Origin of the sequence: Streptomyces atratus (genome assembly GCF_014648655.1) — a bacterium.
Taxonomy (GTDB): Bacteria; Actinomycetota; Actinomycetes; order Streptomycetales; family Streptomycetaceae; genus Streptomyces; species Streptomyces atratus.
In genome coordinates this window covers 2,922-20,018 of record NZ_BMRN01000006.1, presented here as the reverse complement: position 1 = coordinate 20,018, position 17,097 = coordinate 2,922, and the positions used below count along the sequence as shown (strand labels likewise).

Genomic DNA, 17,097 nt, shown 5'->3' with positions numbered 1-17,097 from the left:
TCACAAGACATGTCCACTGTGTGCAAGCACCGTATAGCGTCGTGTTGGGGTCAACTTGGTTTAAACGCTAAGAAAAGCCCCTCACCGTGGTGGCGAGGGGCTCAGCGGGACCGGCTGGATCAGGCGGACCGGGCGAATCAGAACGGATAGTCGGCGATCACCCAGGTGGCGAACGCGCGCCACTGCCCGGCGGCGGCCTGATGGGCGGGGTGCTCGATGTAACGCTTCAGGGCGTCCTCGTCGGCGACCGCGGAGTTGATGGCGAAGTCGTACGCGATCGGCCGGTCGGTGATGTTCCAGGCGCACTCCCAGAACTCCAGCTCGGGGACCTGTCCCGCCAGCTCCTGGAAGGCCTTCGCGCCGGCGACGACCCGCGGGTCGTCCCGCTCGACGCCGTCGTTCAGCTTGAACAGGACCAGATGGCGGATCATGGGGTACTCCTACTTCACGAGCTCGGACATGAAGTCGCCGATGCCCTGTGCGGCACTCGAAATGCCCTCGAACCCTACCTGGACAAGATCAGCCGCCCGCTCCGGGGACGTGATGATCGTGTACATAACGAAGACGACTACCACGATGAGAGCTATCTTCTTCGCTTGCACCATCAGCCCCTGCCTCGCCTTCGATCCCCTGTGCAGTCGGGCGATTCTATCCGCACGAATGGCCGTATCCCTCTGATGTTTCCGACCACTCACATGGCCTTTAAGGACCAAGGGCCCGGTGATCGGGGCCCTTTGCCTGCTCGTAAGGCTTCTGCCAGGCCGCAGGATGGACGGTGAGCCCCAGCGGATCCGGCAGGAATCCGCTGGGGCGAGGAACGGGACCTCACTGTGGGGTTCTCGCCGCGAGCCTCCCCTGACTGCGGCGAGGGCTTGAGGGCCCGTTCTCATCGGGGGGAGCGGCTTGTCCCCCCGATGCCGCTTCCCCCGGCCAACACTTCGCGGGCTGTGGTCCCGGGTGCGACGACCGACGCGCCCGGGACCACAGCCGTGTCCGTATCCGCGAATGCAGGTGCGGAAAACCCGAAGGGCCCGACGCGATGCGCCGGGCCCTTCACAAGAGCGGTAGCGGAGGGATTTGAACCCTCGGTGAGTTTCCCCACACTCGCTTTCGAGGCGAGCTCCTTCGGCCGCTCGGACACGCTACCGAGAGAGAGCTTAGACCATCCCGGCCGTCCGCCGAAATCCGATTCGCCGCAGCAGGCCGCGGACGAGCGGAAGCCTGGTCAGAGGCCGCGGAAGAACGCCGTCAGCTGATCGGCGCAGACGTCCTCCAGTACTCCGTGGATCACCTCGGGGCGGTGGTTGAGCCGGCGGTCTCGCACGACGTCCCAGAGCGAGCCCGCCGCGCCTGCCTTCTCGTCCCGCGCCCCGTAGACCACCCGGTCCACGCGGGACTGCACAAGCGCGCCCGCGCACATCGTGCAGGGCTCCAGGGTGACCACCAGGGTGCATCCGGACAGCCGCCATTGACCGAGCGCCGCTGCGGCCCGGCGGACGGCGACGATCTCGGCGTGCGCGGTCGGGTCGCCGGTCGCCTCGCGTTCGTTGTGTCCCGTGGCGAGCAGGGAACCGTCCGGGCCGAGCATGACGGCGCCGACCGGCACATCGCCGGCCCGCGCCGCCAGCTCGGCCTCGGCCAGGGCGCGGCGCATGTGCGCCCGCCACGGGTCTCTCACGGGATCGTGTGGGTCTCTTACGGGTTCGTGCGGTTCCGGCGGTCCTTGCGGGTGCGGTGGTTCGCTCACCCGCGGACCCTAACGGACGGTCTCCAGGACCTCGGCCGCACCCAGCGCGTCCGCGATCTCCACCAGTGCGTCCGTCCGCAGCATCAGCAGCTCCGCCTCGGGGAGCCCGAGGTCGGCCAGGATCCCGGTGTCACCGAGCGGGCCTGCCGGTACTGCGTCGGCATCGATTTCGTCGTCGTCGTTGTCATCGTCGTTGTCGTTGTCGGGGGTGATGTCCGGCTCGCCGTCCTCCGTACCGTCGAGGCCGACGAGCTCTTCGAGGGCGGCAATCGTGTCCTCGGCCCCGGGTTCGCGGCCGAGCAGTTCATCGGTGAGCAGGATCTCCCCGTACGAGGAGCGGGCGGCGGCGGTGGCGTCCGAGATGAAGATCCGGGGGTCCTCCTCACCGTCCACCCGGACGACGCCGAACCAGGCGTCCTCCTGCTCGATGAAGACGAGCACAGTGTCCTCGTCCACCGAGGCCTCACGGGCCAGATCCGTCAGGTCGGACAGGGTCTCCACATCGTCGAGTTCCGTGTCGCTCGCTTCCCACCCGTCTTCGGTGCGCGCGAGCAGTGCGGCGAAGTACACCGTGACTCTCCCACTGGTCATAGGGGTGTCGGTCCGGCGGGAGGGCAGCCGGTGGCCCGGCTGTCCTGCGTCCCGCCCATCGGAATCGTGGCAGAAACATAGGCTTTGCGAGAGGAGTTCGGCCGTTGCGTCGGCCATCAGTTCTCCTGGACGCCGCCACCAGGGGGACACCGGGCCGCCGTCCGACCTACCAGCGGAAGGTCCGCATCCGCATGGCCTGGCGCATCCGGGCCGCCCTGGCCCGGCGCGGCTGGACGCGGTCGCGGAGCGCCTTCGCCTCATGAAGCTCGCGCAGGAACTGGGCGCGCCGCCTGCGGCGCGCCGCGTCGGCCTGCTGCGGGTCCTGCCGGCCCTCTGCGTCCTGCGGGGCCGGCGTGTCCGGCCGGTCCCGCTTTTGCTGTTCCCCGTCCGGCATCGGCTCATCACCCCAAGGCTGGGTCCGTATGCCCCCCACCTTCCCTCCGAACATGCGGTTGATGCCAGCGCACGGGTGCGGGAGGCCCGGTTACTGTTGAGCCCATGCGGATCCACGTCGTCGACCACCCACTGGTCGCGCACAAACTCACCACCCTGCGCGACAGGCGCACCGACTCCCCGACCTTCCGGCGGCTCGCCGACGAGCTGGTCACCCTGCTCGCCTACGAGGCCACCCGGGATGTGCGCACCGAACAGGTCGACATCGAGACCCCGGTCACACCGACGACCGGTGTGAAGCTGTCGCACCCGCGCCCCCTGGTCGTACCGATCCTGAGGGCCGGTCTCGGCATGCTCGACGGCATGGTGCGGCTGCTGCCGACCGCCGAGGTGGGCTTCCTGGGCATGATCCGCGACGAGGAGACGCTGCAGGCGTCCACGTACGCGACGCGGATGCCGGAGGACCTCTCGGGTCGCCAGGTGTACGTCCTGGACCCGATGCTGGCCACCGGCGGCACGCTGGTCGCGGCCATTCAGGAACTGATCAAGCGCGGTGCGGACGATGTCACCGCGGTCGTGCTGCTCGCGGCGCCCGAGGGCGTCGAGGTGATGGAACGCGATCTGGCGGGTACGCCGGTGACCGTGGTCACCGCCTCGGTCGACGAGCGGCTCAACGAGAACGGCTACATCGTCCCGGGTCTCGGTGACGCGGGCGACCGGATGTACGGCACGGTCGACTAGAGCCCCGAGCGGGATGTGCTGGGCTGCCGGGGTCGACCCGGCAGCCGTCAGCAGGACGGTGCGGAGGCCGGCTTCGCCAGGGCGGCGAGGGCCGCGGCGGCCGACTGGGGCGTGCTGAACGCCTTGAACTTCGTACCGAGGATCAGATCGACGTCCGCCGTCTTGCGGGCGTCGGTCTTCGCAACGGCCCCCTGCAGCTGTGTGCCGAGGACCGGGAGCGAGCCGTTCGTGGCCGACGGGGCGCCCAACAGCACCCCCGGACCTGCGACCTTCTTGTCGTACGTGGCCGAGGCGTTACCCACCTTGCCGATGGTGAAGCCGCGCTTCTTCAGCTCGTCGGCGGCCTTCTTGGCGAGCCCGCTGCGCGGTGTCGCGTTGTAGACGTTGACGGTGATCTTCGCGGGTTTCGGCAGCGCCTTGGCGGGCGCGGACGGCTTGGCCGGAGCGCAGTCCGTCGAGTGGCCGACGGCGCCGGCCTTCTTGTTGCTGCCCGTGAAGACGTCGATGAGCTGCAGCGTGCCCCATCCGACCAGTCCGAGGGCAACCACGGAAGCGGTGGCAGCGAGGATCAGCTTGCCGCGACGCCGGGGGCGGCGCATGCGCGGGTACTTGTCGCCCGTGATGCGGTACTTTCCGCCCATGCCGGGGGGAGTGAGCATGCTCATGGGCGCAGCGTAGTGCGACCCGGTGATGATGCCTACTAAATGATCAATGGATCGCACCCGTCCGGGTGCGAATGCACCCGAACGAACCCGGAGCGGCCCGCAGGGCTTGCGGGCCCGTGGAGGGAACCCGCCGGGCTTCGTCAGCCGAGTTCGAGTACCCGGGCGTGCAGTACCTGGCGCTGCTGGAGCGCGGCGCGGACCGCGCGGTGCAATCCGTCCTCCAGATAGAGGTCGCCCTGCCACTTCACGACGTGCGCGAACAGGTCGCCGTAGAACGTCGAGTCCTCGGCGAGGAGGGTCTCCAGGTCCAGATTGCCCTTGGTGGTCACCAGCTGATCGAGGCGGACCGGGCGCGGCGCGACATCCGCCCACTGCCGGGTGCTTTCCCGGCCGTGGTCGGGATAAGGCCGCCCATTTCCGATGCGCTTGAAGATCACACGGAAAGCCTACCGGGCGAGAGCCTCCGGGCGCAGCCATGGGGCGGGACTGTGATGCCGGCAAGAACGCCATAAAGCGGGCATTCCGGAATAGGGGCCGTGGTGAGTGGCAGCGACAGCACGGGCCAGGACGCGGGTTCGGGCACCGGCGGAGGTTCGGACACCGACGCGCCGGACACGGGCGTGGCGTCGGGCGGAGGCGCCGGGGTTCTGCCGCAGCCGGCGCAGGAGACCGCTGCCGGGTACGCCGTCTTTGGGGCCGCCCTCGATCCGGGCGCATTGCTCTGGGACGGTGTGTGCCTGCCCCATGCGCAGATCCGGATTCCACTGGCGATGCTCAACCGGCACGGACTCGTCCCGGGCGACACCGGCACCGGCAAGACCAAGACGATCCAGCTGATCGCCTAACAGCTCTCGGCCAACGGTGTTCCGGTCTTCCTCGCAGGCACCGATGGAGATGTCTCGGGCATTGCCGCTCCCGGTGCGCCGGGCGACAAGGTCACCGAGCGGGCCGGGCAGGCCGGACAGGAGTGGGAGGCCAAGAGCTTCCCGTGCGAGTTCTACGCGCTCGGCGGCATCGGGCCCGGTATTCCGCTGCGGGCGACGGTCACCGGCTTCGGCCCCGTACTCCTGTCCAAGGTGCTTGGCTATTTGTCGGCTGCGCGTTTGGCCGCCCTGGACGCCTGTTTGGCCTGCTGTTTGAACGCGCGGACCTCGGCCAGTGATTCAGGGCCGGTGATGTCGGCGACCGACCGGCGCGAACCCGCCTCGCCGTACGGCCCGGCCGCCTCCTGCCAGCCCGCCGGCCGGACCCCGAACTGCTTGCCGAGCAGTGCCAGGAAGATCTGCGCCTTCTGGGTGCCGAACCCCGGCAGGGCGTTCAGCCGCTTCCGCAGCTCGGCCCCGCTGGAGACATCGCTCCACACCGCGCTCGCGTCGCCGTCGTACTCCGCCACCAGGTACTGGCACAACTGCTGGACCCGCTTGGCCATGGAGCCCGGATAGCGGTGCAGCGCCGGTTTGGCGGAGAAGAGTTCGGCGAAGGCCTCCGGGGCGTATGCGGCGATCTCATGAGCGTCCAGGTCGTCTCCGCCCATCCGCCCGGCCAGGGTGTACGGGCCGGAGAAAGCCCATTCCATCGGCACCTGCTGGTCCAGCAGCATGCCGATCAGAGCGGCGAGCGGGCTGCGTGCGAGGAGCTCGTCCGCCTCCGGCTGCTGGGCGATCCGCAGGGTGATGTCCTGGTCCTTGTTGCTCTTGGTCATGCCTTCGATCATCCCGACGGCGGCGCGGCCCGGCCACCCCACTGCCCGCCGGTGCAGCCGTTTGCCGCCGGATTCCGTTCGAGGAGGCGACGCGACGACGTCTGCCGAGTGTGACTGTCAGCGGCGGTCGGCGGACCCGGAGTTGACATCGGGGGCGGCTGCGGGGCCGGCGGGCTTCGCGGGACCGTACGAACGGTCCGGATGCCCGAAGGGGCACCGTCGGCTGCCCCTGACCGGCGGGGTCCGGGCTGGACGAGGCAGTGACACGTCGTGAAGGTGGAGTGGTGGGGCCATCACGACGCGCCTTCGACCGGGGCGCGGTCAGGGGAGATGACGATGCACGCACAGGAACGGGACCAGGAACACGACCACGAGCGGGATCACGGGCACGGGCAGGAGCACGACGAAGCCCTGCACGCGTCCAGGGCGACCGAGGGCCGGGAGGCGGCGGACACCCCGCATCTCTACCGTGCGGCGGCCGCCGGGCGGGCCGATGTGGTCGGGCCCGGCGGCATGAGCGTGCTCCAACGGGCGGTCGGCAACAGTGCCGTGGGGTCGATGCTCCAGAGGCGGGAGGAGGAAGAGCGCTCCCCCGTGCACGACGTGGTCTCGTCCGGCGGCGGGCAGCCCCTGGACACCGATACCCGCACCGATCTGGAGGGGCGGATGGGCGCGGACTTCTCCGACGTACGCATCCACACCGGTTCCGCCGCGCACGAGTCGGCGAAGGGCGTGGGCGCCCACGCGTACACGGTCGGCAACAACGTGGTCTTCCAGCGGGACGCGTACGATCCGTCCTCGCCGCAGGGCCGCACCACGCTGGCCCATGAGCTCACCCATGTGATCCAGCAGCGCAACGGCCCGGTGGAGGGTACGCAGGCGCCGGGCGGTATCCGGGTGAGCGATCCGTCCGACCGGTTCGAGCGGGAGGCCGTCGCGAACGCCGACCGGGTGCTGTCGGACCCGGCCCCGGCCCCGGCTTCGGCGGCTGTGACAGGGGCGGCCGGTCATGACTCGTCCCCCGTCGCGACGCCTGCTGTGCAAAGGGCGGCGACGGAGGACGAGGACGAGCAACCTGCCGATGTGCAGGGCTCCTTCGTCCAACGGGCGGAGGAAGGGGCCGAGGCGGAGGAAGAGGCTCCGCCTGCTTGACGGGCCCGCGTACCGGCCGGCCCGATCCGCGCTGTCAGCCCGCCGTGTCCGTCCGCATCGTGCCGCCGAGGAACAGCGATTCCGCACACCGCGAAGGCGTCGGCGCGTTCACCGGTTTGCCCACCTTCCGGCAGTCGACGGTCATCGTGACCTTGCCGCCCGCGGGCACCAGGATCGGCGTGACGAAGTGGTAGTCGGAGTCCCGGAAGTTCTCCAGTGCCAGCCGGAGCACGGGCGCGCCCCGGCCGGAGGAGACCACGAGCGTGCCCGCGTCGCCCTGCGGGTTCTGAACGACGATGTCCGTCAGCTGGAATGTGTGTCCGCTGGGCACCTGAAGGGCCGTCGAGGTGTTCGACCCGCCGCCCACCGAGTCCCTGACCTGCACCTGCGCACTGGTCGGGGCCGCGGCGGCCGCGGCGGTCGCGCCGTCGGATGCGCCGGGGCTCGGTGAGGGGCTGGGCTTCGGTGAGCCCCCGTTCGCACCGGAGGAGTCGCCTCCGCCCGATCCCGTTCCGGCCGTCGAGCCGTTGTCCGGGGCCTTGCTCTTGTCGGCCGCGGCGGCGGACCGGACCGCGTCCGGCGTGATCGCCTCCCGGGCCGCCGACTTCACGGCCGGCCGCAGCAGCGCGTACCAGAGTCCGACCAGCGCGATCAGCAGGACAGCCGCAGTGATGAGCGCCCTGGGAAGCCAGCGCGGCAGGATGGGCTCCTGCTGGTACGAGCCGTCCAGGACCACCGGTGCGACCGGGTCCTGACCCTCCGCCACCACCGGCGTGGCGACCACCTGGAAGGGGTGCGTGACAGGCGTACCGCGCCACACGCGCTTGGCCGGCCGGATCCGCAGCTTCCCGAATTCCGCCCGGCCGGGGGCGATCTGCAGGGCGTCCGCCGCGAACGTGACCCGGGCCCGCTCCGTACCGGACTGGGCCCCCAGCCGTACGGTCGCCGGGGTGTTTCCCCGGTTGTCGACAGCGAGTTGGTGCCTGCCGCGCCAGGCGCCGTGCGAGCTGCGCGGTACCAGCTCGGCGGTCGTCTCGGTGAAGGGGAGTACGGTCACCCGCCCTTCGGGCACCACCGTGTCGCCCTGCTCGCTGGTGGGCACCACGCGGATCCCGAAGGTCGTCTCCCCTGCGAGTACGGTCGAGTCGCGGGGCGGCCGCAGTACGAGGGAGACCGTCTGCGAGTCGCCCGGATACAGGGACAGGGTCGCCGGCTCCACCGTCGACCAGGCGGCACACGCACCGACCACCTCGAAGCGGTATTCCTCGACGGTGCTGCCGGAGTTGAGGATCCGCAGAGGGAGGGCCGTCTCCTCGCCCGGTGCGGCAGTGACGGACGAATCGTCGAGGCTTGCCGTGAGACTCATAGGGCGCACCGTAGGGTCGGCGCCGAACGCTGACATCGGCCGTGAAGGAACACTTCCGGGCAGATTCTGTGCCCGGATCGGCTTTTCTGTTTCCCTGTAGGCATACGCGGGAATCGTCTGACCGCCTCAAGACGAGTGAGGCACACGTAAGCAGCCGTGATGGTTGTGTTCAGTGTGATGCCAGCGGCTGCTGCTCAGGGGGAGCATTGCCATGGAGCGCATCACTGTCGCATTACGGGCCCAGGATCCGATCTCGCAGGCGGGCGTGGCCAGTCAGCTGCGTACCCGTCCCGAGGTCAGCGTGACGGAGTGGGGGGAGGGCGACACCTCACCTCAGATCGTGGTGGTCGTCGTGGACGCGGTCGACGAGGAGGTGCTGACGATGCTGCGCCACATTCAGCGCACCAGCACCTCACGCACCGTCCTCGTCACCACGGACATCGACGAGCAGAAACTGGTGAGTGCCGCGGAGTGCGGCGTCGCCGGTGTGGTCAGGCGCTCCGAGTCGACCCCGGAGCATCTGGTGCAGGTCATCGGGACGGTGGCGCGGGGCGAGGGCCATCTGCCCTCCGACCTGCTGGGAAGACTGCTCGAGGAGGTGGGTCGCCTCCAGGGACAGGTGCTCGGCCCGCGCGGTCTGCACTTCACCGGTCTCGCGGCGCGCGAGGTGGATGTGCTGCGCCTGGTCGCGGAGGGGTACGACACCGCGGACATCGCGACGAAGCTGGCCTATTCCGAGCGCACGATCAAGAACGTGCTGCATTCGGTGATGACCCGGCTGCAGCTGCGGAACCGGTCGCACGCGGTGGCGTACGCGATGCGGCAGGGGCTGATCTGAGCCGTCCGGTACGGACGCATACGGCAGCTCTGACGGCTACGGCAGATCCGGAAGTTCGGTAGATCCCCCGCTGCCCGAAAGGGCAGCGGGGGTTTCCCGGGGGTGTGACTCCTGTACCGCTGCGGGTCGGCTGCGCTTACGGGACCGTGGCGTCCGGTATGCCGATCGGCCGAGGGTGGGGAGACTTCCGTGCGCTGGTTCCAGCCGCTTCAGCGGGCGCCGCGGTCGCGGTCGGGTCCGGTGACCCGGCCCCGGTCCTCCGTCTCGCGCAGGACCCTCGCCGTGCTCCGTGTCCCGGCGCTGGCCCTTCTCCTCGTGGCCACCGGCATCGCCCCCGGCTCGGCCGTGACCTCCGGGGCGCCGACGGTGGCCGTCCCCGAGCCCTGGGTCACCCCCGCCGAGTTCACCGACGCGGTCGACCCCGGCGGCTCCACGGGTGTGGCCAAGCAGGTGCGTACGCCTGCGATTCCGCCGAAGCCGGATGTGGTGCTGCTGGTGGACGGCACCAAGAGCATGGGCGTCCCGATCGGCGATGTACAGACGGGCTTGAGGTCCATCACGGAGAAGGTCCGTGAACAGCAGCAGGATTCGCGCTTTGCGGTGGCCACCTATGGCGACGAGAAGGACGATCCGACAGCGGAGTTCGCTGTCCTCCAAGGACTGACGTCAAACCTGGACGACGTACAGAAGCAGGGTGTCGACAAGCTGACCATCACCCGTGGCGGCAGGAGCAAGGGCCCGTCCGAGGACTGGATCTACGCGCTGTGGAAGGTGGCCAACGGAGCGGACGGCGAAACCGTCTTCCGGGACGGCGCCAGCCCTGTGGTCGTCCTGGTCGGTGACGCGTCGAGCCACAACCCCAGCAACAAGATCCCTTACGAGGAAGCGGTGTTCGCGCTCCAGGACAAGGGCATACGCGTCATCGCCGTCGACGTGACGACCGAGAACGGTGACGGGCTCAACGGCGACGGATATACCAGCCCCACGTACCAGGACCCGTACCACGAGCCCGACCAGGCCAAACGGATCACCGCAGCCACCAACGGTCGCATGCTCAACGGAATTCCCGGGGACGGAGTGACCGAAGCCATCATCGAGGGCTTCAACAACCTCCCCACCTCCGTCGGCTACCGCCTCGACAACTGCGACCCTCACTTGTCCGTCAGCCTGGACCCGCCCATCCGGCAGGTCACCAGCGGGGACACAGCGCACTTCGCGGAGAACATCGACGTCTCCGCGGACGCACCCCAGGGCACCCGGCTGAGCTGCACCGTCCAGTTCCTGATGGGCACCCAGGCCCCGGGCACGGACACGATCGGGCCGGCCGCTGCGGCCGACCCGGACTTCCAGGAACAGATCAACATCGACGTGAACGACATCGACGCGCCCGTCGTCACCGTGGACGATCTGACCGTCCGGGCCAAGGACAAGAAGGGCGCGCGCGTGACGTACGCCGCCACCGCCCAGGACGCCACCGACGGCACGCTCCCGGTGACCTGCACCCCGCCCTCCGGCTCGCTCTTCCCGGTCGGCAGCACCACGGTGACCTGCTCGGCCACCGACTCGGCGGGCAACACCGGGACGGACACGGCACAGATCGAGGTCCTTGAGGCCCCCGTGCCGCCCTCGGCGGATGTGGCGATGAAGGTCGATGTCAGCCCGGACCGTACGTACACCGGCCGGCCGGCCCGTGCCCGCTTCACCGTCACCAACGCCGGTCCGGACCCGGCGACCGGCGTGGTCATCGGTTCCGCCTGGCCGAAACCGTCCAAGGCGAAGGACCGCAGCCTGCCCGCCCTGACCCGCTGCACGGAGGCCGAACCGTGCACCATCCCGGCCGGTGGCCGCATCGAGGTGACCCAGACGGCGACGTACCGCGCGGCGATCACCGGGGACGTACGGGCCACCGCGCGCGGCACGCTGCCCGACCGCCGCAAGGCCAACAATCAGGGCACCGACCGGCTGCGCGTCCTGAAGCCCTCGCTGACCGTCACGCCGCAGGTCGCGAAGCCGGGCCAGCCGGTGCTGGCCCGTGGCAAGGACTACCCGCCGGGCGCGACCGTACGTTTCACGTGGAACACCGGCATCACCCCCGAGGGATCGGTCGCCACGGTGGGCCGCGACGGCACCTTCGAGGTGCAGATCCTGGTTCTGCGCAAGGACAAGCTCGGCCCGCGCAAGCTGCGGGCGGACTCGCGCGACCTCGACCGACTGCAGAAACCGGTCCTGGTGGTCCAGCGGAATCTCCAGCCACCGGACTTCGCGGGCCGCGCATGAGCGCCGACGACCGTACGGGAGTGATCGGATGATCCACGAGGTCGACGACGTACTGCGGGCCCTGATCAGGGCGGAGGTGCTCGAAGGCGTCCAGATCGCGGTGGTCTTCGACGCCCCGACCCGTGAATGGGCGGCGAAGGTCAACGCACCCATGGTCAACCTCTACCTCTACGACATCCGCGAGGACATGCGGAGGCGTGAGCGAGGGCTGCACAACGAGTACGACGAGCGCGGCACAATCATCGCGCGCCGCCGCCCACCCCGCTTCTTCAAGCTCTCGTACCTGATCACGGCATGGACGAAGCGCCCGGAGGACGAGCACCGGCTGCTCTCGTCGCTGCTCGGCTGCCTGCTGCGTTACGAGGCGCTGCCTCCGGAGCGGCTGACGGGCACCTTGGCGGAGATCGGGGCAGCCGTACCGATGTCGATCGCGCTGCCGCCGCCGGAGGACCGCTCGTTCGCCGACGTGTGGAGCGCGCTGGGTGGCGAGTTGAAGCCCTCGCTGGACCTGGTGATCAGCGTGCCGGTGACGGCGTCGCCGAGCTATGTGGTCGGCCCGCCGGTGGGGGACGAGGGGTTGCAGGCCCGCTTCGGGGACATACCCGAGGGGGCCGAGCCGTTGTCGGAACCGATGCCGGGGCGCGGAGGACTTCCGGTGTACGGAGGCCGACCGGGCCGCCCTGGCCGGCTGGACGGTCCGGGCAGTCCGGGCGGGGGCGTCCCCCGTACCTCTGACACGGAACGGCCGCGCGGTCTGTCCCTCCGTATCACCGAGAGCCGCAAGGCCGCTGCGGCGGACGGCATGCGGGGCGGCGCGGCAGACCATGTCGAGGACAGCACGGAGGACGGCGCCGAATGACAACCGCAGGCGACCCGAACCTGCGCCATCTCCTCGCCCGTGCGGTAGCGGTGGAGCAGCGCATCCGACGAGCGGTCGAGGCCCGGCAGCTCACCGACCCGGACCCGGACGACGCCTTCCGTGGGCTCTACCTCACGGACGAGAACATCGCCCGTCTGCTGGACGCGGAGGAGGCCCGCGCCTTCCCGTCGCCCGTTCCGGACCACGACGAGACGGCGACGGAGACGCCGCCCGGTGCGCCACACGGTGCGCCGGCCGAGACGTCGGCCGAGACGCCGACCCGGGCCTCCCGGCTCACCGCCCTGCCCGAAGCATCCCGACTCACGTCCCTGGCCGGTGAGTTCGACCTCACCGCCCTCGACATCGAGATTCTCCTCATCACGCTCGTACCGGATCTCGACGACCGCTTCGAGGCGTTCTACGGCTACCTGAACGACGACGTCACCCGCCGCCGCCCGTCCATCGGTCTGGCCCTGGGGCTCTGCGGTCTGTCCCCCGCCGACCAGGTGGCGCGCGGTCGGCTGTCGGCACTTGCCCCACTGCGTGAGGGCCGCCTCCTCCTGGTCGAGGACCTGGACCGTCCGTTCCTGAGCCGTGCGCTCCGCGTTCCCGACCGGGTCACCGCGCACCTGTTGGGCGACGACACCCCCGACCCCCGGCTGGCCGATCTCCTCGCCCCCTGGCACGCCGTACCGGGCGTCGGCGACCCGGCTCCGCTGGCTGCGGCCCTTGCCCGAGGCGCCTCGCTCGCCTACCTCCGCGAGGACCAGGGCGGCGCGGGCACGGCCCTCGCGGCCTCCGCGCTGACCCTCGCGGGCCACCGGGTCCTGGGCCTGGATCTGGCGCGACTGGCCGAGGACCCGTCCCCCGTTGAGGCGGTCCGCTCCCTGGTTCGCGAGGCCCGACTGACCGGCTCCGGCCTGGTCTGCGCTCCGCTCGACGCGGTCTCCCGCGAACACCCGGAACTCCTGCGGCGGCTCACCGGCACCCCGGTCCCCACGATCCTGGTGGGCCGGGCCCCCTGGGACGCCGCCTGGTCCGCCGCCCCGCCCCTCCTCCTGCACGCCCCACGCGTGGAACCCTCGACCAGAGCCGCCCTCTGGACCGACGCGTACGAGGCCCCCGTCCCCGAAACCATCGACGTGGACCGCCTGCTCTCACCGTTCCTCCTCACACCGGAACAGATCACCCGCGCCGCCCGGGGCGCCGCCCAGACCACCCACCTGGACGGCGGCACCCTCACGCCCGACCACGTACGCCAGGGCGCCCGCGCCCAGAACGCGGCGGGCCTGGACCGCCTGGCCCGCCGCATCGAACCCACCGTCACCTGGGACGACCTGGTCCTCCCGCCGGACACCCACGCCCAGCTCCGCGAACTCACGGCCCGCGCGAGGCATCGCGACCGGGTCCTGGGGGAGTGGGGTATGCGCCCCGGAGGTGGCAGGGGACGGGGCGTTTCCGCCCTCTTCGCGGGCGACTCGGGCACCGGCAAGACGATGTCGGCGGAGGTCATCGCCGCGGACCTGGGCCTGGACCTCTACACGGTGGATCTGGCGACGGTGATCGACAAATATGTGGGCGAGACGGAGAAGAACCTGGAACGCATCTTCTCGGAAGCCGCAGGCGTGAACGGAGTCCTCCTCTTCGACGAGGCGGACGCGATCTTCGGCAAACGCTCGGACGTGAAGGACGCCCACGACCGCTACGCGAACGTCGAGAGCGCGTACCTGCTCCAGCGCATGGAGTCCTTCGATGGCCTGGCCATCCTCGCCACCAACCTCCGGGCCAACCTGGACGACGCGTTCACCCGCCGTCTGGACCTCGTCATCGACTTCCCGGTCCCGGACCCCGAACAGCGCCTCGTTCTCTGGGAGCGCTGCCTGGGCCCCGTACTGCCCCGGGGCAAGGACCTGGACCTCGCCTTCTGCGCGGAGAACTTCGAGCTGGCGGGCGGCAACATCCGCTCGGTCGCGGTGACGTCCGCGTACCTGGCGGCGGACACGGGCGAACCGGTGACGATGCCGACGCTGATCCACGCGATCCAGCGCGAGTACCAGAAGCTGGGCCGGCTGACCCTGGCATCGGAGTTCGGCCCGTATCTGGAGCTGCTGGCCTGACCCGAACGAAAGACCCTGGCCCGATCCAGCGCGGGTGCCCTTGCGCCGGCCCGGAGTTGGCGCCACCGTGGGCGGGGGCCGGTCGGTGACCGGCCGGTTCCTTTCCGTACGGCGACGGGAGTCAGCGTGACCGCATTGTCTGTTCTGCCCCACGAACTGCACGGCGAAGGCCCGCACAAGGTGATCGCGGTGCACGGCTGGCTTGCCGACCGCTCCGCGTACGCCCCCGTGCTGCCGGACCTCGACCTCGGTTCGTTCCAGTACGCGGTGGTGGACCTGCGGGGATACGGCGAGGCGCGGGATACGGACGGTTCGTACACCACTGCCGAGGGGGCGAAGGATGTGCTCGCGCTGGCCGACCGGCTCGGCTGGGAGCGGTTCTCGCTGATCGGCCACTCGATGGGCGGCTCCGTCATCCAGCGGACACTGGCCGCCGCGCCGGAGCGGGTACGCAGGATCGTCGGGGTCTCGCCCGTCCCCGCGTCCGGCCTTCCGCTCCCGCCCGAGCAGTGGGAACTCTTTGCCGCGGCGGCGTACACCCCGCAGAACCGGCGGATCATCCTCGACACCACCACCGGGGGCCGGCGCCCGGCAGGCTGGCTGGACCGCATGGTGCGCCGCTCGGTCGCGTGCAGCGACGCGAAGGCGTTCCGGGCCTGGCTGGACTCCTGGGCGGGCGAGGACTTCCACGACCGGATCGAGGGTTCGCCCGTACCCGCTCTCGCCGTCGTGGGTGCGCTGGACCCGGCCCTCTCCGCCGAATTGCAGCGCGCCACCTGGATGCGCTGGTTCCCGCGGGCCGAACTGGTGGAGCTGCCGTCGTGCGGCCACTATGCGATGGACGAGGCCCCGCTCGACCTGATCCGCGTGGTGGAGGACTTCCTGCGGGCGGACGGGGAGGACGCGGAGGACGGCGAGGCGAAGGCATGACCGGCTCCGGCTCCGTGTCCGTGCCGGACGTCTTCGACCCCAGGCAGTACGGGCAGGGCATCCCCCACGACCACTACCGTCACCTGCGCGACCACCACCCCGTGGCGTGGCAGGAGGAGCCGGAGGTGCTCGGCTGGCCGGCGGGCCCCGGCTTCTGGGCGATCACCCGGCACGAGGACGCCGTCCGCGTACTGAAGGACTCCCGGACCTACTCCTCGTACCTGGGCGCCACCCAGATCCGCGACCCGGACCCCGCCGACCTCCCGTTCATCCGCCGCATGATGCTCAACCAGGACCCGCCCCACCACCGACGCCTGCGCGTACTCGTCAGCCGCGCCTTCACCCCGAAGCGCATCGACCGCTTCGAGACCGTCGTCCGCGAACGCGCCCGCTCCCTGCTCACCCGCGCGGTCACCGAGGCGCGGGCCGGCGACGGCACCTGCGACCTCGTCGCCCAGGTCACCGACGACTACGCCCTGCTCAACCTCACCGACCTGCTCGGCGTACCGGACACCGACCGCGCGCTCCTCCTCCACTGGACCCAGCGCGTCATCGGCTACCAGGACCCCGACGAAGCCGGCACACCGGTAATGGGCCCGGACGGCAAGCCGGTCAACCCGAGGTCCCCGGCGTCACTGCGCGACATGTTCGACTACGCGCACGCACTGGCGGCGCACAAGCGCCGACACCCCGGCGACGACGTGATGACAGCCCTGGCTACGGACCCCGAACTCACCGCGCCGGAACTGGAGATGTTCTTCTTCCTGCTGGTGGTGGCAGGAAACGACACGGTACGCAGCGCGGCCCCCGGCGGCCTGCACCTGTTGGCGGAGAACCCCGAGGCGTACGACCGCCTGCGCAACGGCGATGTGGGATTCACGACGGCCGTGGACGAACTCCTCCGCCGCCACCCACCGGTCCTCACCTTCCGCCGCACGGCCACCCAGGACACGGTGCTGGCTGGCACCCGTATCCGCACCGGTGACAAGGTGGTCGTCTTCCACGCCTCGGCCAACCACGACGAACGTGTCTTCCCCACCCCATTCGCCCTGGACCTCTCGCGCACCCCCAACCCCCACATCTCCTTCGGCGACGGCCCGCACGTCTGCCTGGGCGCCCACTTCGCGCGGCTGCAGCTACGGGCGCTGTACGAGGAGGCGCGACAAGCCCTGCCATGCGGCCCACTCCACCTCGCGGCCCCACCACGCCGTCTGGTGTCGAACTTCATCAACGGGCTGAAGTCGCTGCCGGTGCGGCTGGCCGGTGCCTGACGTTCGATCTGTCTGCTTAAGACTTGTCCCGCAATGATCACCTGAGGGGTGCGAACACCGTTGCGCTGACGGCTCGCTCCCCTATCCGGTGATGTTCAGGTTGTGCAGTCGCGCGATACCACTCATGGCGTGGTGAACGCCGTCGCCTTTGAGGCGGCAGTCGTGCAGGATCTTCCAGGTCTTCATCCTTGCGAAGACGTGCTCGACGCGGGCGCGTACTTGCTTGTGGGACTTGTTGTGCGGTGGAGTACCGGTAGTTTTTCGACTGCTCAGCCACCGTGTGGTCGCGCGTGGGCACGAGGGTGCCGTCGACGATCAGGACGGTGTCCTTGGCGAAGCGGCGTCGGGGCCGCAGGGCCAGCAGCGGGCCGAGATGGTCGATGATGCGGCCGACTGCGGACTTGGAGACACCGAAGAGCGGGGCGAGCTGCCGCATCGTCAGATTCGT

The 17,097-nt window shown here is 70.1% G+C and carries 17 protein-coding genes, 1 tRNA gene and 2 pseudogenes; 9 read left to right on the top strand and 11 right to left on the bottom strand.

Annotated features, from left to right (window positions below):
- Window positions 1-137 precede the first annotated feature (137 nt).
- From IEZ15_RS12185 to IEZ15_RS12160, 6 genes are all read right to left on the bottom strand, one after another.
- Window positions 138-431: a Dabb family protein gene (locus tag IEZ15_RS12185; RefSeq protein WP_114245624.1), complete on the bottom strand. Its 294-nt coding sequence runs from the start codon at window positions 429-431 to the stop codon at window positions 138-140.
- 9 nt (window positions 432-440) lie between these two features.
- Complete coding sequence (locus tag IEZ15_RS12180; protein WP_189276491.1) at window positions 441-605, bottom strand: hypothetical protein; 165 nt, start codon at window positions 603-605, stop codon at window positions 441-443.
- A 457-nt stretch (window positions 606-1,062) separates the two neighbouring features.
- Window positions 1,063-1,147: transfer RNA gene (locus tag IEZ15_RS12175), tRNA-Ser, on the bottom strand.
- A gap of 78 nt (window positions 1,148-1,225) precedes the next feature.
- The gene (gene tadA, locus IEZ15_RS12170) at window positions 1,226-1,654 is read right to left on the bottom strand and encodes a tRNA adenosine(34) deaminase TadA (protein ID WP_189276488.1); all 429 of its coding nucleotides are present in this window, start codon (window positions 1,652-1,654) and stop codon (window positions 1,226-1,228) included.
- Window positions 1,655-1,756: 102 nt separating this feature from the next.
- Complete coding sequence (locus IEZ15_RS12165; RefSeq protein ID WP_114245626.1) at window positions 1,757-2,317, bottom strand: tRNA adenosine deaminase-associated protein; 561 nt, start codon at window positions 2,315-2,317, stop codon at window positions 1,757-1,759.
- A 187-nt stretch (window positions 2,318-2,504) separates the two neighbouring features.
- The gene (locus IEZ15_RS12160) at window positions 2,505-2,732 is read right to left on the bottom strand and encodes a hypothetical protein (protein ID WP_189276486.1); all 228 of its coding nucleotides are present in this window, start codon (window positions 2,730-2,732) and stop codon (window positions 2,505-2,507) included.
- A 104-nt stretch (window positions 2,733-2,836) separates the two neighbouring features.
- Here IEZ15_RS12160 and upp point away from each other — a divergent pair, with 104 nt between their 5' ends.
- Window positions 2,837-3,472, top strand: a complete 636-nt coding sequence (gene upp / locus IEZ15_RS12155) for a uracil phosphoribosyltransferase (RefSeq protein ID WP_114245628.1) — start codon at window positions 2,837-2,839, stop codon at window positions 3,470-3,472.
- Window positions 3,473-3,519: 47 nt separating this feature from the next.
- On the opposite strand, the gene IEZ15_RS12150 is transcribed toward upp, so the two are convergent.
- Window positions 3,520-4,113 (bottom strand): LytR C-terminal domain-containing protein, encoded by a 594-nt coding sequence (locus IEZ15_RS12150; RefSeq protein ID WP_189276886.1) that lies wholly within the window; start codon window positions 4,111-4,113, stop codon window positions 3,520-3,522.
- 164 nt (window positions 4,114-4,277) lie between these two features.
- Window positions 4,278-4,574: a type II toxin-antitoxin system VapB family antitoxin gene (locus tag IEZ15_RS12145; protein WP_072488263.1), complete on the bottom strand. Its 297-nt coding sequence runs from the start codon at window positions 4,572-4,574 to the stop codon at window positions 4,278-4,280.
- Window positions 4,575-4,757: 183 nt separating this feature from the next.
- Here IEZ15_RS12145 and IEZ15_RS12140 point away from each other — a divergent pair.
- Window positions 4,758-5,219 (top strand): annotated as a pseudogene (locus IEZ15_RS12140) (helicase HerA-like domain-containing protein); the annotation flags it as partial.
- Window positions 5,220-5,221: 2 nt separating this feature from the next.
- Here IEZ15_RS12140 and IEZ15_RS12135 read toward each other — a convergent pair.
- Window positions 5,222-5,839 carry an HhH-GPD-type base excision DNA repair protein gene (locus IEZ15_RS12135; protein ID WP_189276484.1) on the bottom strand — a complete coding sequence of 206 codons (618 nt, stop codon included), beginning with the start codon at window positions 5,837-5,839 and terminating at the stop codon, window positions 5,222-5,224.
- A gap of 336 nt (window positions 5,840-6,175) precedes the next feature.
- On the opposite strand from IEZ15_RS12135, the gene IEZ15_RS12130 reads away from it, so the two are divergent.
- Window positions 6,176-6,991: an eCIS core domain-containing protein gene (locus IEZ15_RS12130; protein ID WP_408907015.1), complete on the top strand. Its 816-nt coding sequence runs from the start codon at window positions 6,176-6,178 to the stop codon at window positions 6,989-6,991.
- Between the two features lie 34 nt (window positions 6,992-7,025).
- On the opposite strand, the gene IEZ15_RS12125 is transcribed toward IEZ15_RS12130, so the two are convergent.
- The gene (locus IEZ15_RS12125; RefSeq protein ID WP_189276482.1) at window positions 7,026-8,357 is read right to left on the bottom strand and encodes a COG1470 family protein; all 1,332 of its coding nucleotides are present in this window, start codon (window positions 8,355-8,357) and stop codon (window positions 7,026-7,028) included.
- A 211-nt stretch (window positions 8,358-8,568) separates the two neighbouring features.
- On the opposite strand from IEZ15_RS12125, the gene IEZ15_RS12120 reads away from it, so the two are divergent.
- The 6 genes from IEZ15_RS12120 (at window position 8,569) to IEZ15_RS12095 (ending at window position 16,649) form a co-directional block, all read left to right on the top strand.
- The gene (locus IEZ15_RS12120) at window positions 8,569-9,195 is read left to right on the top strand and encodes a helix-turn-helix transcriptional regulator (RefSeq protein ID WP_114245632.1); all 627 of its coding nucleotides are present in this window, start codon (window positions 8,569-8,571) and stop codon (window positions 9,193-9,195) included.
- Window positions 9,196-9,477: 282 nt separating this feature from the next.
- Window positions 9,478-11,472: a VWA domain-containing protein gene (locus IEZ15_RS12115; protein ID WP_229845854.1), complete on the top strand. Its 1,995-nt coding sequence runs from the start codon at window positions 9,478-9,480 to the stop codon at window positions 11,470-11,472.
- A 28-nt stretch (window positions 11,473-11,500) separates the two neighbouring features.
- Window positions 11,501-12,331: a Pvc16 family protein gene (locus IEZ15_RS12110; protein WP_114245633.1), complete on the top strand. Its 831-nt coding sequence runs from the start codon at window positions 11,501-11,503 to the stop codon at window positions 12,329-12,331.
- The gene (locus tag IEZ15_RS12105) at window positions 12,328-14,448 is read left to right on the top strand and encodes an ATP-binding protein (RefSeq protein ID WP_189276481.1); all 2,121 of its coding nucleotides are present in this window, start codon (window positions 12,328-12,330) and stop codon (window positions 14,446-14,448) included. Before IEZ15_RS12110 ends, IEZ15_RS12105 begins: the two co-directional genes overlap by 4 nt.
- Before the next feature lie 126 nt (window positions 14,449-14,574).
- On the top strand, window positions 14,575-15,378 hold the full coding sequence (locus IEZ15_RS12100; RefSeq protein WP_189276480.1) for an alpha/beta fold hydrolase: 804 nt from the start codon (window positions 14,575-14,577) through the stop codon (window positions 15,376-15,378).
- Complete coding sequence (locus IEZ15_RS12095; protein WP_189276479.1) at window positions 15,375-16,649, top strand: cytochrome P450; 1,275 nt, start codon at window positions 15,375-15,377, stop codon at window positions 16,647-16,649. The genes IEZ15_RS12100 and IEZ15_RS12095 overlap by 4 nt, the downstream gene beginning before the upstream one ends.
- 81 nt (window positions 16,650-16,730) lie before the next feature.
- On the opposite strand, the pseudogene IEZ15_RS12090 reads toward IEZ15_RS12095, so the two are convergent.
- Window positions 16,731-17,097, bottom strand: a pseudogene (locus tag IEZ15_RS12090) (transposase family protein); the annotation flags it as partial.

What these genes read in the sequence shown, in the direction of transcription:
- IEZ15_RS12185 (WP_114245624.1), bottom strand. Translation starts at nt 431, where the DNA reads ATGATCCGCCATCTGGTCCTGTTCAAGCTGAACGACGGCGTCGAGCGG.
- IEZ15_RS12180 (WP_189276491.1), bottom strand. Translation starts at nt 605, where the DNA reads ATGGTGCAAGCGAAGAAGATAGCTCTCATCGTGGTAGTCGTCTTCGTT.
- tadA (WP_189276488.1), bottom strand. Translation starts at nt 1,654, where the DNA reads ATGCGCCGCGCCCTGGCCGAGGCCGAGCTGGCGGCGCGGGCCGGCGAT.
- IEZ15_RS12160 (WP_189276486.1), bottom strand. Translation starts at nt 2,732, where the DNA reads ATGCCGGACGGGGAACAGCAAAAGCGGGACCGGCCGGACACGCCGGCC.
- upp (WP_114245628.1), top strand. Translation starts at nt 2,837, where the DNA reads ATGCGGATCCACGTCGTCGACCACCCACTGGTCGCGCACAAACTCACC.
- IEZ15_RS12150 (WP_189276886.1), bottom strand. Translation starts at nt 4,113, where the DNA reads ATGGGCGGAAAGTACCGCATCACGGGCGACAAGTACCCGCGCATGCGC.
- IEZ15_RS12135 (WP_189276484.1), bottom strand. Translation starts at nt 5,839, where the DNA reads ATGACCAAGAGCAACAAGGACCAGGACATCACCCTGCGGATCGCCCAG.
- IEZ15_RS12130 (WP_408907015.1), top strand. Translation starts at nt 6,176, where the DNA reads ATGCACGCACAGGAACGGGACCAGGAACACGACCACGAGCGGGATCAC.
- IEZ15_RS12125 (WP_189276482.1), bottom strand. Translation starts at nt 8,357, where the DNA reads ATGAGTCTCACGGCAAGCCTCGACGATTCGTCCGTCACTGCCGCACCG.
- IEZ15_RS12120 (WP_114245632.1), top strand. Translation starts at nt 8,569, where the DNA reads ATGGAGCGCATCACTGTCGCATTACGGGCCCAGGATCCGATCTCGCAG.
- IEZ15_RS12110 (WP_114245633.1), top strand. Translation starts at nt 11,501, where the DNA reads ATGATCCACGAGGTCGACGACGTACTGCGGGCCCTGATCAGGGCGGAG.
- IEZ15_RS12105 (WP_189276481.1), top strand. Translation starts at nt 12,328, where the DNA reads ATGACAACCGCAGGCGACCCGAACCTGCGCCATCTCCTCGCCCGTGCG.
- IEZ15_RS12095 (WP_189276479.1), top strand. Translation starts at nt 15,375, where the DNA reads ATGACCGGCTCCGGCTCCGTGTCCGTGCCGGACGTCTTCGACCCCAGG.